Source organism: Seongchinamella unica (genome assembly GCF_004354085.1).
Classification (GTDB): domain Bacteria; phylum Pseudomonadota; class Gammaproteobacteria; order Pseudomonadales; family Halieaceae; genus Halioglobus; species Halioglobus unicus.
In genome coordinates, this window is sequence record NZ_SMSE01000004.1 from 433007 (window position 1) to 445920 (window position 12914).

Consider the following 12914-nt stretch of genomic DNA (forward strand, 5'->3'; position numbering starts at 1 on the left):
TAACAGCGCTGACAACCAAACCGGGCTACCTTTCGAAAGCGCAAATGCCGCTTGACCAGGAAAATCATTTTCCTGGTCAAGCGGCATCCTTACGCCTTGTTCGGGACCGCCCTAGAAGAAGTTGTAGGTGACCTCGAGGCCATAGCGCCGACCGGGATTCAGTGGTGAAAAGCTGCCACCCAGGGGCACCCCGCCCAGATCTGCCGGCAGCGGTGTTATGCCACCAAAGCTGGCCTCGTCCAAGAGGTTGCGTCCATACAGGGAAAACACCCAGTGTCCATCGTTGGAGTACAGGTCCAACCCGGCGTCGACCATATCGATGTCCTCGGCATAGCCCAGGTTGTTATCGGTATAGGCGTACTCATCGCGGTAAGACCAGGTGGCACGGGAGGTCAGGTAACCCCAGTCACCGATCGTCAGGTCGTGTGACAGGCCAAGACTCCAGGTGAGCTCCGGTGCACGGGGCAGTTCGAGGGCTTTGTCCCCTCCGTCCACCACGCCGTCGCCGTTCAGGTCGAAGCGTACCTTGTCATAGCTGGCATCGGTGTAACCGATGGAGGCCAACAGGATCAGGTTCTCCGTCAGGCTGAAGGTGCCATCCACCTCGACGCCCCAGATAGTAGTATCCGCAGTATTCTTGATCAGCTGGAGCACGCCGGAGCTCTCGCTCGGCAGGTTGACCTCACGCTGCTGGTCATCGATCTGGCTGTAGAAAACGGCGGCGTTGAGACGGCCCCAGTCCTGGGTGGACTTGTAGCCGAACTCATAATTGTTTACTTCCTCCTCATCGAAGGGCCCCGGTGCTTCGGTGGGGTCGGTATTACGCAGGTTGTAGCCACCGGAGCGGTACCCGCGAGTCCAGTGGGCGTACAACTGGCTGTCGTCGTTGAGCAGGTAAGACACGCCCAGCTTGGGTGCCCAGTTATCCCAGCTCTCGTCATCGACAAAGTCAAACGGGCAGGAGGGGCCATCGACAATATTGCACGGCGAGTTGACGTTCAGGTTCAACGAGGCGATCTTCACGTCTTTTTCTTCGGAGCTGTAGTTCACACCGGCGGTCAGGGTCCAACTCTCGTTCAACTCGTAATCGACCTGGGCAAACACGGTGTAGCTCTCTACCTGGTAATTGCCGCCGCCGTCCTGGGTCAGCGCCGGCGCGACACCGCCGGTAGCAATGCCCAGCAGGTTTCGACGTTCGTGGTACAGCAGGTCGTGATCGAAGTAAAACCCGCCCACCGTGACATTGGCTCGTTCCGCGAGGTAGCCGTTATAGCGAAGCTCAAAGGTATTCTGCTCCGAATCCATCCAGGCCGGCGCATGGAAGAGCCACACGGGCTGTGAGTCGATATCGCTCATGGTTTCCGACTGAAATTCACGGTAACCGTAAATGGCGGTGATGGTACCGTCGCCAAAGTCCACGTCCCGGTTATATTCCGCGGTAAAGAAGTTGGTTTCATTGATCTGAAACCCTTCCTCATCAATCGAGTAATCGAAGCTGTCCTTGTCAAAATTTTCGGGGGTCCCGGGCACACCCGTTCCCGTCAGGTGTGTCTGTCCTGCGGGTCCGTCACCATCGGCATCGCTGTATTCGTAGCGCAGGGTCAGCTCATTTCTGTCACCGGGCGTCCACACCAGGGTTCCCCTGGCCATTTTCTGTTCGATGCCGCCATGATCATTGCCGGTCGCCAGGTTTTCAAACCGGCCCTCGTCATCGTTGTAATACACCACCAGTCGAGCGGCCAGGTTATCGGAGAGCGGACCACCCACGGCGCCCATGAGGTAGGAGTTGGTGCCACCTTCCTCGCCAATGTCTGCGGCAACCCTCACCGAGGCTTCCAGTTCGTCACCCGGCTTCTTGTTGTTGATCAATACCGCGCCGCCGGTCACATTACGGCCGAACAGCGTGCCCTGTGGGCCCCGCAGCACTTCGACGCTCTCCACGTCGAACATGTCAAAAATAACGCCCCAGTTCATCCCCAGGTAAACGCCGTTACTGAATACGCCTACCGTCGGGTCGATAGAAGGTATCGAGCTGGCAATACCCAGACCCCGGATTGAGAAGTTGGCGACACCGCGAACGGTTCCGGAATCTTCCAGTGACACATTGGGCATGCCAACGGACATATTGCTCAGATCCCGGATTTTCAGCGCCTCGACCTGATCCGAGTTGAATGCGGTGACTGACAACGGCACATCCTGGGAGCTCTCTTCCCGTTTGCGCGCTGTGACCGTGACTTCCTCCAGCATGGTCGCAGCACTGCCTCGGGGCTGGTCACCCTGCGCCACGGTCGGCAAGGCCAACCCGGTCAACAGGGTGGCGCCAATGGCAGCGGCAAGCGGCTTCAGGTTGCGCGGTTGCGCGGTTTTCTCGATACCGGTCATGTTATTTCTCCCGTCGATTTATAGTTCTGTATAAGTTCTGTAAAAATTTTGCAGCCACAGGTGAACGATTCACTGGGTCTGCTGTCGAATTAACTGCTAGGCCGCATTCCGTGCGGAATGGCCGACGTCCTGTCGTTATTTCAAATTTCAACCATGCACGATAGTAATCACGGAGTCACCGCATTAATTGTTATTTTGTGTCAACGTATAGACATTGCGTGCCATAGCGACCCTTCCCGGGGCAACCCTATCCGGTACGGCGCGCGAAACCCTGAACGCGAACAAGCATCAAACACCTGCCCGACTGCGGGCCTGCTTGACCAGCATGCACACAATCAGCAGCAAGCCGAAATAACCCACGGTCGGGTAAATAAGATTCACCAGTTTGTCGAAAGGCAGGAGTTGACAGGCGAAAAACCCGGACACTGAAAGCGCCAGCGCCAGCCACTTGTAGCGGCGACTGCCATCGGGGGTGAACCGCACCAACACAATCCACAGTACCGGTGCGGTGGTGGTGAATATGCCGGCCAGCACGACCCAGGCGAATAATGGAGTCAGTGCCGGCAAGGCGCTGTCCACCAGGTACAGCATGGGTATGAGACGACCATTGATTTCGGGCAACAGGCTGATAAATGCCAAGGTCGCCACACCGAGTGCCGCGGCGTATACGAGTGGGCCGAGTATGCCGGCGACAATCAAATCTTTCCTGTTGTCGACGGTGGCTCCCACTGCAGGCAGGAAGCTGAACAGGCCATAAACATTCAATGCCGTGTAGAGCAGTCCCGACATCCACCAGGTCTGCGAAGCGCGAAGCATCTCCAGCCCTGGGATCGTCGCCGCCCCCGATGCCACCGCCCCTGGCTCCTTTAGCAGGACTGTTACCGCAACATAAATGACGAATAACGCCAGTAGCGGCCCGATTGCACCGATGATGTCGATCAGTTCATGTAAACCAAAAAACAGGCTGACAAGGACCACCAAGGCCATCAGGCCACTACCCACATACACCGGGACGCCGTATTGCTCATGCAGCACTGAGCCTGCGCCCGCCAACATGAGGGCGTAAATACTGAACAACAGAAGGATCGTGTACCAGGAGAACAGGCGCCCCAGCGTATCGCCGGCAAAATAGCGGAATACCTCGTCGACGTTCTGGAAACGCTGGTCCTGCCCGACAAGCAAAAGAGTGATGGAAAGGTAGGCGGCCAGGACCAGGAAAACGATCACCGCTGCGACACCCGCAATGCCGGAGGACGCGAAGAACTGCATCACTTCCTGCCCGGTTGCGAACCCGGAGCCGAACAGGAAAGCGATAAAAGCCCCGGTGATCTTCAACACCGATAGCGGCGATACGTTGGGCGACGGTGCTGGCATGTGCTTTAACCCCAACTGGGAATGTGCTGATGCCGGGACGCCAGCTCACTCAGCCCTGACTACCCGGAACGTCACCTCAGTGTAGAAAAACTCCCGCGCCGGGCATTGTTAATACGGGCCAAGGATTTGATAATATGTGTCAACCAGCAGCAGCTTAGCCGAGTTCAACGACCTGCCGGCACTCGGTTGGAGAAGAAGATGGCCATTCAGCAAACAGCGCCGACGCGTATACCCAACTATCGACGTGTTCATGATTCCCTGCAGCAGTTGGGCGTGAATACCGATTCCCTGTATCGCTCCCTGCACATCCGCGAGGAAGACTTCGACGACGACAGCGCCGGCGTGACCATGGCTGCGCACCTGGAATTGCTTAATCGCGCCGCGGAACAGCGCAAAGACCCCTACCTGGGGATTTCCATGGCGCGAACCCGGGATGTGGCCAACCTCGGTGTCGTGGGCTACATGGTCCGCAGCGCACCGGATTTCGGCCGTTCGCTGACGATTGTTGACAGCTATCTCGAGCTGGTGACTCCCGGCGCCCGCTGCGGCCTTCTCAATCACGGGGATTCCAGCACCTGGACCTACGATGTAGATGGTTTTTCGCCCGACCAGTGCCGGCATGAAGTGGAGATGACCTTGATGCAATTCGTCAATGCCATCCGGGAATTGCTTTCCCTGCCCGACTGGCGCCCGCTGGAAACCTGCTTCAGACACGCCCCCCCCGAAGATGCCGACCCGGTCCGGGCAGCCTTTTCGGAGCGGCTGACCTTCCATCACAGTTTCAATGGCGTGAGTTTCCCCACCGGGTTCCTCGCCATGCAAACCAGTGACTCGGACCCCCAGCTGCTGCATGTACTGGAACAGCAGGTACAGCGCTCGATCTCGCAACTCAAGCGAGGTAGCAACCTGCGGGACCGCATCAGCTTCCTGATTTCGTCACAGATTGGACAGACGGAGATTTCTGCGGAATCATTAGCAGCCAGTCTCGGCATGAGCCGACGCACCCTGCACAGGCGCCTGGCAGAGCAGGAAACCAGCGTGGGGCAATTGCGCGATTTCGTGGTCTTCCAGATTGCCAAGGAGGTCCTGCTCACCACCTCGGTCAGCATCACCCAACTGGCGCAACAACTCGGTTACTCTGATGCCAGCGCCTTCGACCGGGCCTTTAAGCGGCTCAGTGGACAAACGCCACAGACCTTCCGCCGGGACCCGGGAAATCAACCCAACCCGTGAGGGGCGGTCGTCAGGTGCGTATTCAACCGCCGCGCGCCTGGCCGGCCAAAATGACCTGTAATGTCTGTTCTGTGACACAAAATGCCAATTCGGGGGAGATCAGCCGCCCTATCATCGTCAGTTTCCTGAACACAGAATATCTACAACGAGGCACGTTCATGATTGTCTACTTAAACGGCGAGTACATTCCTGCAGAAGAAGCCACCATATCGCCTTTCGACAGGGGCTTTCTGTTTGGCGACGGCATCTACGATGCCCTGCCCTCCTACAATGGCAAACTGGTGGGCATGCAGTTACACCTGGACCGCATGACCAACGGCCTTGAAAATATCGGTATAGAAAACCCGCTGAGTGATGACCAGTGGCGGGAAATTGCGGCAAGGCTGATCAGCGAACAGGACAGCCCGAACGTGGGTGTCTATTTCCATGTGACACGCGGCAACGAGGGGCGACGCTTCCACGGTTTCCCGATCGGCATCAAACCGACAGTGCTGGCCATGGCGGCGGCGATTCCTCCGCCGCCCACCCCCGAACGAGATAAACAGGATGGCCTCAAAGTGTCATCGTCCCAGGACCTGCGCTGGCAGCGCTGTAACATCAAATCGACCGCCCTGCTGGGCAACGTGCTGCACTTCCAGGAAAGCTACGCCAGTGATCTGGACGAAACCATTCTCTACAACGCCGCAGGCGAACTGACCGAAGCCAGCGCCTGTAACGTATTCATCGTGAAAGACGGTGTTGTGGCGACACCGCCGCTGGATCACCAGATCCTCCCCGGCATCAGTCGCCATATAGCGATCGAGGCGATGCGGGCCGAGGGCTCGATTCCCGTCGAGGAACGCGTCATCTCGATGGACGAGGTACGCCAGGCCGATGAAGTCTGGGTGAGCAGTTCTTCCAAACTCATCACTCCGGTGATCGAACTGGATGGCAAGCCTGTAGGTGACGGGATGGTCGGACCGGTGTGGGAAAAGGCGATCAAGCTTTATCTGGCGGCGATGTACGACTACCCGTGATATGACCAAGGGCTGCCCGAGCCACTGTCCGCCGGGTTCGGCGACAGAAATCCGGCATTGTTTGGCCTAATAACGCCGAATCAGCGTCCTGCGGTTGTAGCTGGTTAGATAAGGATGGTAGCTGAATGTTTGATCACCCCGAATTTGATAATCATGAACGCGTAACCTTTGTCCGTGACCAGGCCAGTGGCCTGCGGGCCATTAACGCCATCCACCGGACCCGCTCGATCGGCGCAGGCGGCGGCGTTCGGTTTCGCACCTACAACAGCGAACAAGAGGCTCTGACTGACGTTCTCAGGCTGTCCCGCGCCATGACCTACAAGCTGGCCTTGTCGGGTTTGCCCCACGGCGGCGCCAAGACGGTGATTATTGGCGACCCGAGGACCGAGAAGACACCCGAGTTGCTGAAAGCGTTTGGCCGTTATGTCGACAGCCTGGAGGGCGTCTATACCTGTGCCCCCGATGTGGGCACAACAACAGAGGACATGGACACCATTGGCGAGGTCTGTAGATTCGTCCTCGGCAAGTCTGACCAGGGGGGCAATACCTGCGTTCCCACCGCACTGGGTGTTTTCAACGGCCTGCGCGCCGTGGCAAGCCATGTATTTGGGTCTGACGATTTAACGGGCCTGCGAGTCGCAATACAGGGCGCCGGTGGTGTCGGAGCACACCTCGCCGGGCACCTGGCTGACGCCGGAGCCGAGATTCTGATCGCTGATATAGACACCGCCGCGGCTGAAGACACCGCCGCCAGGACCGGCGCGACCGTGGTCGGGTGCGATGAGATCCTGTTTGCCGACGCTGATATCCTGTCGCCTAACGCCCTCGGCGCCGTGTTCGATAAAGAAAGCATTGCGCGCTTGAAGGTCAAAGCCATTTGTGGCGGCGCCAACAACCAACTGGCCGGGCCAGAAGATGGCGATCGCCTGCGAGACCGCGGTATCACCTGGGCGCCGGATTACCTGGTCAATGCCGGTGGGGCTATAGCCGCCGCAGCCATGGCCGGTGTCTTCAGCGATGACGAGGCGCACGCCAAAATTGACAATATCTTCGCAACCACCCGGGAGATTCTGGCGCGCTCAGCGAATCACAAGGTCTCTCCGGATGTCGCCGCGGCTGCTTTTGCACAGGAATTGCTGGCAAAAGCACCCTGACGGCCTTGGCCGATCAAGGCGAACAGTAACAGAGCCGTTCCGGGCTGATCAGGACCCTTCCGCTACTCCGCCCGCCCCGCGAGCGTTTTCAAGACGGTACTCCAGTGGTCCAGTGCACCGTAAAAAGCCGCCTTGGGCACCCGCTCGTTGAGGCCGTGCGCAAATACCTCGTCGGGGTTCATGAAGATTCCGCTGATCGCCCAGGTGGGGACGCCCGCCCGGCGATAGTGCATGCCATCGGTGCCACCTGATTCCATGTAGGGCAAGAGCTTGAGCCCCGGGTATCGCTGGTGGACTGACCTGGCAACCGCCGCCATGACATCGTCTCTGGTTGCTGAGATCGGACTCTCGGTCGGTTCCTGCAGCAGGTTGAATTGAACCGACTCATTCGCGACCACCTGCCTGAGCACCTGTTCAACATCACTGGCGGGAACCCCGGGGAAAATTCGACAATTGACGGTGGCCGTCGCCGACTGGGGCAGCGCGTTCTCCGCATGACCGGCATGCAACATCGTCACGACACAGGTGGTGCGTGTGGATCCGACAAAGGATGGCTCTCTGAACAGGCGGTCGCTGGCATCGGTATCGGTCGGGTCGCGGGAGAAAGCAATCATGGTTTCGCCAAGCTCTCCGCCGATCATCTCGCCGGTTTCCTTGAAATAGGCAAGTGTCATTTCACTCCAGCGCACCGGAAAGCGATGGCCCTGGATTTTCTTGATCGCATCAGCCAGGTCATAAATCGCATTGTCCAGCCGCGGGCGGGAGCTGTGGCCGCCCGGATTGGTGGTCGTCATTTCCCAGGTGGCGTAGGTTTTTTCCGCTGCCTGCACACGATAAATCACCGGGACTCCCGCAGCGGTCATCTCCCCTCCACCGGCATCGGAATTGAGGGCGAATTCCGCCTCACGCAAATCCGGGCGCTCATAGGCAAGATGGCGCGTAGTCCTCATCCCGCTCTCTTCATCACCGCTGAAGGCCAGTATCAGGTCACGGGTGGGTACAAAGCCCTCCTGCCGGAAGCGGATAAACGTCGAAGTGAGTTGGGCGACGCCAAACTTGTTATCAATTGAGCCGCGGGCATAAAAATAGTGCTCGTCCTCGGTGAGGGTAAAAGGCGGTCGCTCCCAGTCTTCCGGCAGAGCTTCCACCACATCCAGGTGACCCAACAGCAGAATGGGGGGCTTACCGGCACTACCGTCGCCCCGGTAACGCGCGACAAGTGCGCCATATCCCTCTATATCCAGCACCTCTACATCCTCTTCCGGCAAGCCTGCCGCCAGTAATTCGGACGCCAGGTAACGGGCTACCGGCAGGGTATTACCCCTGGTCTTGGAGGTGTCAACCTCGACAATATTCCGATAGATCTCCAGCGTTCTGGCGGCATGGTGGGAGGGTATGGTTTCAGCAGCAGCGAGACCGCAGAAAAACAGTGAGAGCGTTACAGTGAGTCGTCGGATCATGGGCTGGTAGAAGCTTCCTGCTGATTCGGTAAAACGTGTTGCAGTATGCCTCAATCCCCGGGCAGGTAAAGCCCCGCCCTATTGCCTGTGCCCGGCTGGCAGGCCATCGGCTAAGGCGTCCTGCTCAGGATTCTCCCAGCAAGTGCTGGTAGTGATCCAGTGTGTATCCACGGTACTGCATAAAGCGATTGCGCCTGGCCTTTTCCCGGATGTCTGCGGGCGGGTGCAGGCCAAACTTGCGGTGGTAGGTCTGTTCCGCGAGGACGAACCAGTCCGGACGTTCAGCGTCTATTGCCGCGCTGATTTCCGCGTCACTTATCCCCCGCTGACGCATTTCCTGACGAATCCGCAGGGGGCCGTGGCCGCGGGAAATCCGTTGCCTGAGAAAGCTTTCAGCGAAGCGCTGGTCTGACTGCAGGTTTTCTTCTGACAGCCGATCCAGTTGCTCATCAATCAACGCATCGTCAGCAAAGCGCTTTTTCAGCTTTTGCTTTAATTCACCGCGGGAGTGCTCACGACGCGCCAGCAGGTTCATCGCCGATATACGGATATCGGCGGGGTTTATCGCCGTCAGTTGATCAAATTCAAGTTCTGACATTGGTAAAGAAAGAGGCACCGGGGCAAAGTGTGGGATAAGTGGAACCCCGGTGCCTCGTGGGAAACGTCAGCCAGGCATGGAACAGGATTACTCCTGCTCCGTATCGGCTTCGGCGGTCTCCTCGGTCGCCGCTTCCGGCTTGTCCAGGTTCAGGGTCTGGGCGCGGATAGCAGACTCGATCTCATTCGCGACCGCGGGATTGTCTTCCAGGAACTTGGACGCATTGGCCTTGCCCTGACCGATCTTGTCGCCCTTGTAGGCGTACCAGGCGCCGGACTTGTCCACCAGGTTAAGCTTCACACCCCAGTCGATCACCTCGCCCATGTGATAGATGCCACGGCCGTACATAATCTGGAATTCGGCCTGCTTGAAGGGGGGCGAAACCTTGTTCTTCACCACCTTGACCCGGGTCTCATTGCCCACCACTTCGTCGCCGTCTTTCACCGCGCCGATACGGCGGATATCCAGGCGTACCGACGAGTAGAACTTGAGGGCATTACCGCCGGTAGTCGTTTCCGGGGAGCCGAACATCACGCCAATTTTCATCCGGATCTGGTTGATAAAGATTACCAGGCAGTTGGTCTGCTTGATGGCTGCGGTCAGCTTGCGCATGGCCTGGCTCAGCAGCCGCGCCTGCAGGCCCACATGGGAATCACCCATCTCGCCCTCGATCTCGGCCTTGGGCGTCAGCGCCGCCACCGAGTCCACCACCAATACATCTACCGCACCGGAACGCACCAGCATCTCAGCCACTTCCAGGGCCTGCTCGCCGGTGTCAGGCTGGGACATGATCAACTCATCCATTTGTACGCCCAGTTTCTCGGCGTACTGGGGGTCCAGGGCGTGCTCGGCATCGATAAAGGCCGCAGTGCCACCGGCTTTCTGGGCCTCGGCAATGACCTGCAGGGTGAGCGTAGTCTTGCCTGAGGATTCCGGACCGTATATCTCGCAGATGCGCCCCTTGGGCAAACCGCCTATACCCAGCGCGATGTCCAGCCCCAGGGAGCCGGTTGAAATGGCGGGAATCGCCTCCAGTTTCCTGTCGCCCATGCGCATGACCGTGCCCTTGCCGAACTGCCGCTCGATCTGGGTCAGTGCCGCTTCCAACGCCTTTTCTTTGTTTGCATCCATGGTGTTGCTCCCGTTACGCTTTTTTACCACTTTTATATCAACCCTTATCCAAATGCCGGTATAACTGCTTCACACGTGCGTTTGGCTGCACAGCAAAACTACTGTATATATACTCAGTGCTTTGAAATTGAATTGCAAGCCCTAAAAGCCATTAAATTCGGCCAGCTGAAATGACCTGCATGATTTGACGACAGGTGCATGCGGGCAGGGCATGTCGCCGATGCCGGGGTGGTGGTGGAGCTCCGTCGACTAACGCCCTGGTGTAGTATTCTTGCCCCCCCGTTTATGTCATCCTGACTTCTGTTGATGATTCACATGCCGACCCGACAACCAGATTTAATCCGTTGAGACCCAGAGATGTTACCGAACACCAGCGATCAGGAAGCCCCCGTTCAAGCCCGCGAAGAGAGTGTCACCGTTTTCGGCCGGGCCCTCACCTCCGTGATCTCCGCCGGCCGGGAGATCCTCGCCAAGCGGCGTCCATTCACGGCGGATGCGAAAACGCGCACCGACGTGCTCACCGCGCTGTGCAAGGAGTTACAGGACCATCGCGGGGAGGCCTCGGGGCTGGCTCTTGCCCAGGAAATTACCGAGGCCTACCGCGAACTCTCCCCGCCTGAGCAGCTGGCATTCTTCCAGCGGCTCGCGGAACAGTTCGATACCGACAGGGAGGCCATTCTCGAAGCTGCAGAACGTTACCGCGAAACGTCCGACCTGGATCACCTACTGGGAATATCACGCGCGGTGGAAGCACCACGGCAAAAACTGTTCCGCCGCATCAACATGGCCCCCGACGGCACCCGCACCCTGGTGGCGCTGCGCGGCGACCTGCTGAAAGTCTTGCGCGACCACCCGGAACTGAAGGCCGTCGATTCCGACCTCAAACACCTGTTTGTCTCCTGGTTCAACAAGGGCTTCCTGGAACTGCGCAGCATCGACTGGTCCTCGCCGGCCAACGTACTGGAGAAGCTCATCGACTACGAGGCCGTGCACGAAATCAACGGCTGGGACGACCTGCGCGGCAGGCTTAGGGAGGATCGTCGCTGCTTCGCCTTTTTCCATCCCGCCATGGGCAATGACCCGCTGGTCTTCGTGGAGGTGGCGCTTACCGACGCTATCCCCGGCGCTATCGCCCCCCTGCTGGATCCCGGCCGCGGCACCATCGCCGCCGCCGATGTCACCACGGTGGTGTTCTATTCCATCAGCAACTGCCATCCAGGGCTGGCGGGAATTTCATTCGGCAATTTCCTCATCAAGAATGTGGTCGAGGTGCTTAACCAGGAACTGGAAGGGCTCAAGACCTTCGTCACCCTGTCGCCAGTGCCGGGTTTCCGGCGCTGGTTGAAAAAGGCTGACCTGAGCGACCTGGTGCCGGAGGAATTGCAGGACAAGGTGCGAGCGCCTGTTGGTCGCGTGGTGGAAGGTGAGGTGCAGGCTGCACTGATGCGGCTGTGCGCCCACTACCTGATCAACGTAAAATCGGGTGAGTTAGCCAGGGACCCGGTCGCCCGCTTTCACCTGGGCAACGGGGCGCGCCTGCACAAGATTCACTGGGGGGCGGATACCACGGCCAATGGCCGCGAACAGTCGGCCAGCATTATGGTTAACTACCTCTACGACCTGCAGAAGATCGAGATAAACCATGAGGAATATTTTGACCAGGGCAAGATCAGCGTCTCCAGGTCCGTCTCCAAGCTGCTGGACTAAAGGATTTGGTCAGCCCTCTTCCCCGAGGATCAGGCTGTTGATGCGCCGCGGAGCTTCATACATGGCCCAGTGCCCGACTCCAGGCAGCACATAAAACCTGCTATCGGACTGGCCGGCGGTGAACATCCCCCGGCGCTCCTCGATCCCGGCCAGCCCCCCTGCGGTCGCATCATGCTCTCCCCAGATGCCAATGAGCCGGGCGCGGATGCGGGGCAAATTCTCAAGCAGCTGGTCACTGCGCGCCATACTCCGACTCCGCAAGCGAAATCGGGCGAGGTTGCGGGCGTGCAGTTGCACCGCGAGCGCATCGATACTGTCAGGGTTATACAACATCAGCCTCTGCAGGTTTTCCCGGTGCACGGCTTCCGCATCCGCTTCATCACGTTCGGGGCCCGGCGGGGGCAGCAATTCTACCTGGACCTGCAGCTTACCGAAGCCAACGGCACCGACCAGGATACAGCGGCGGCAATACGGGTCCGCGAGAATAGCGAGCTCGCCCGCGACCATAGCCCCAAAACTGAACCCCGCCACATCAAAGGCCTGCTGCTCACCGATCAGCTTCAGCCAACCCGAAAAAATCAGCCGGGCAATGTGCGGTACGTCGTGCGGCTCGGGCAAATCGCCTGAATCACCGAGCCCCGGCAGGTCCACCGCCCAGACCTCGTACCCTGAACGAAGCCCCTGGATATTGGCCAGCCAGTGGTTCCAGGAACCATAGCCGCCATGCAACAACAGCAGATGCCTGGCGCCGGGTTTCAGGGCTGGCCAGTGCAGCCAGCTCAATCGGCACCCACCCTGCAGTGTAGAATGCGCCTCGGCGCGGGCCTGCATCGCATCGATGGATACCCCGGATGCCACG

Annotated in this window: 10 protein-coding genes; 4 read left to right on the forward strand and 6 right to left on the reverse strand. The window is 58.8% G+C overall.

Features of this window, described 5'->3' with window-relative positions; translation table 11 throughout:
- Positions 1-111 precede the first annotated feature (111 nt).
- Both E2F43_RS17530 and E2F43_RS17535 read right to left on the reverse strand, forming a co-directional pair.
- Entirely contained in the window at positions 112-2382 is a 2271-nt protein-coding gene (locus tag E2F43_RS17530; protein ID WP_133215089.1) for a TonB-dependent receptor, read from the reverse strand.
- Between the two features lie 288 nt (positions 2383-2670).
- Complete coding sequence (locus E2F43_RS17535) at positions 2671-3756, reverse strand: YkvI family membrane protein (protein WP_133215091.1); 1086 nt, start codon at positions 3754-3756, stop codon at positions 2671-2673.
- Between the two features lie 198 nt (positions 3757-3954).
- On the opposite strand from E2F43_RS17535, the gene E2F43_RS17540 reads away from it, so the two are divergent.
- From E2F43_RS17540 to E2F43_RS17550, 3 genes are all read left to right on the forward strand, one after another.
- Positions 3955-4989, forward strand: coding sequence for an AraC family transcriptional regulator (locus E2F43_RS17540; RefSeq protein ID WP_133215093.1), 1035 nt, complete (start codon positions 3955-3957; stop codon positions 4987-4989).
- A 158-nt stretch (positions 4990-5147) separates the two neighbouring features.
- Positions 5148-6005, forward strand: a complete 858-nt coding sequence (locus tag E2F43_RS17545) for a D-amino acid aminotransferase (RefSeq protein WP_133215095.1) — start codon at positions 5148-5150, stop codon at positions 6003-6005.
- Between the two features lie 125 nt (positions 6006-6130).
- Complete coding sequence (locus tag E2F43_RS17550) at positions 6131-7159, forward strand: Glu/Leu/Phe/Val family dehydrogenase (RefSeq protein ID WP_133215097.1); 1029 nt, start codon at positions 6131-6133, stop codon at positions 7157-7159.
- Between the two features lie 62 nt (positions 7160-7221).
- On the opposite strand, the gene E2F43_RS17555 is transcribed toward E2F43_RS17550, so the two are convergent.
- The 3 genes from E2F43_RS17555 to recA form a co-directional block, all read right to left on the reverse strand.
- A complete protein-coding gene (locus E2F43_RS17555) occupies positions 7222-8619 on the reverse strand; it encodes a M20/M25/M40 family metallo-hydrolase (protein WP_133215098.1) in 1398 nt (465 codons plus the stop codon).
- Positions 8620-8743: 124 nt separating this feature from the next.
- A complete protein-coding gene (locus E2F43_RS17560) occupies positions 8744-9217 on the reverse strand; it encodes a regulatory protein RecX (RefSeq protein WP_133215100.1) in 474 nt (157 codons plus the stop codon).
- 87 nt (positions 9218-9304) lie between these two features.
- On the reverse strand, positions 9305-10348 hold the full coding sequence (gene recA, locus E2F43_RS17565; protein WP_133215102.1) for a recombinase RecA: 1044 nt from the start codon (positions 10346-10348) through the stop codon (positions 9305-9307).
- Between the two features lie 357 nt (positions 10349-10705).
- Between recA and E2F43_RS17570 the strand changes: the two genes are divergently transcribed.
- On the forward strand, positions 10706-12055 hold the full coding sequence (locus tag E2F43_RS17570; RefSeq protein ID WP_133215104.1) for a malonyl-CoA decarboxylase: 1350 nt from the start codon (positions 10706-10708) through the stop codon (positions 12053-12055).
- A 9-nt stretch (positions 12056-12064) separates the two neighbouring features.
- Here the strand turns inward: E2F43_RS17570 and E2F43_RS17575 are convergent, their stop codons facing one another.
- A complete protein-coding gene (locus E2F43_RS17575) occupies positions 12065-12913 on the reverse strand; it encodes an alpha/beta fold hydrolase (protein WP_133215106.1) in 849 nt (282 codons plus the stop codon).
- Position 12914: the final 1 nt, after the last annotated feature.

Coding starts and splice junctions, on each gene's coding strand:
- E2F43_RS17535 (WP_133215091.1), bottom strand. CDS start 3,756: ATGCCAGCACCGTCGCCCAACGTATCGCCGCTATCGGTGTTGAAGATC.
- E2F43_RS17550 (WP_133215097.1), top strand. CDS start 6,131: ATGTTTGATCACCCCGAATTTGATAATCATGAACGCGTAACCTTTGTC.
- E2F43_RS17555 (WP_133215098.1), bottom strand. CDS start 8,619: ATGATCCGACGACTCACTGTAACGCTCTCACTGTTTTTCTGCGGTCTC.
- E2F43_RS17570 (WP_133215104.1), top strand. CDS start 10,706: ATGTTACCGAACACCAGCGATCAGGAAGCCCCCGTTCAAGCCCGCGAA.
- E2F43_RS17530 (WP_133215089.1), bottom strand. CDS start 2,382: ATGACCGGTATCGAGAAAACCGCGCAACCGCGCAACCTGAAGCCGCTT.
- recA (WP_133215102.1), bottom strand. CDS start 10,348: ATGGATGCAAACAAAGAAAAGGCGTTGGAAGCGGCACTGACCCAGATC.
- E2F43_RS17545 (WP_133215095.1), top strand. CDS start 5,148: ATGATTGTCTACTTAAACGGCGAGTACATTCCTGCAGAAGAAGCCACC.
- E2F43_RS17540 (WP_133215093.1), top strand. CDS start 3,955: ATGGCCATTCAGCAAACAGCGCCGACGCGTATACCCAACTATCGACGT.
- E2F43_RS17560 (WP_133215100.1), bottom strand. CDS start 9,217: ATGTCAGAACTTGAATTTGATCAACTGACGGCGATAAACCCCGCCGAT.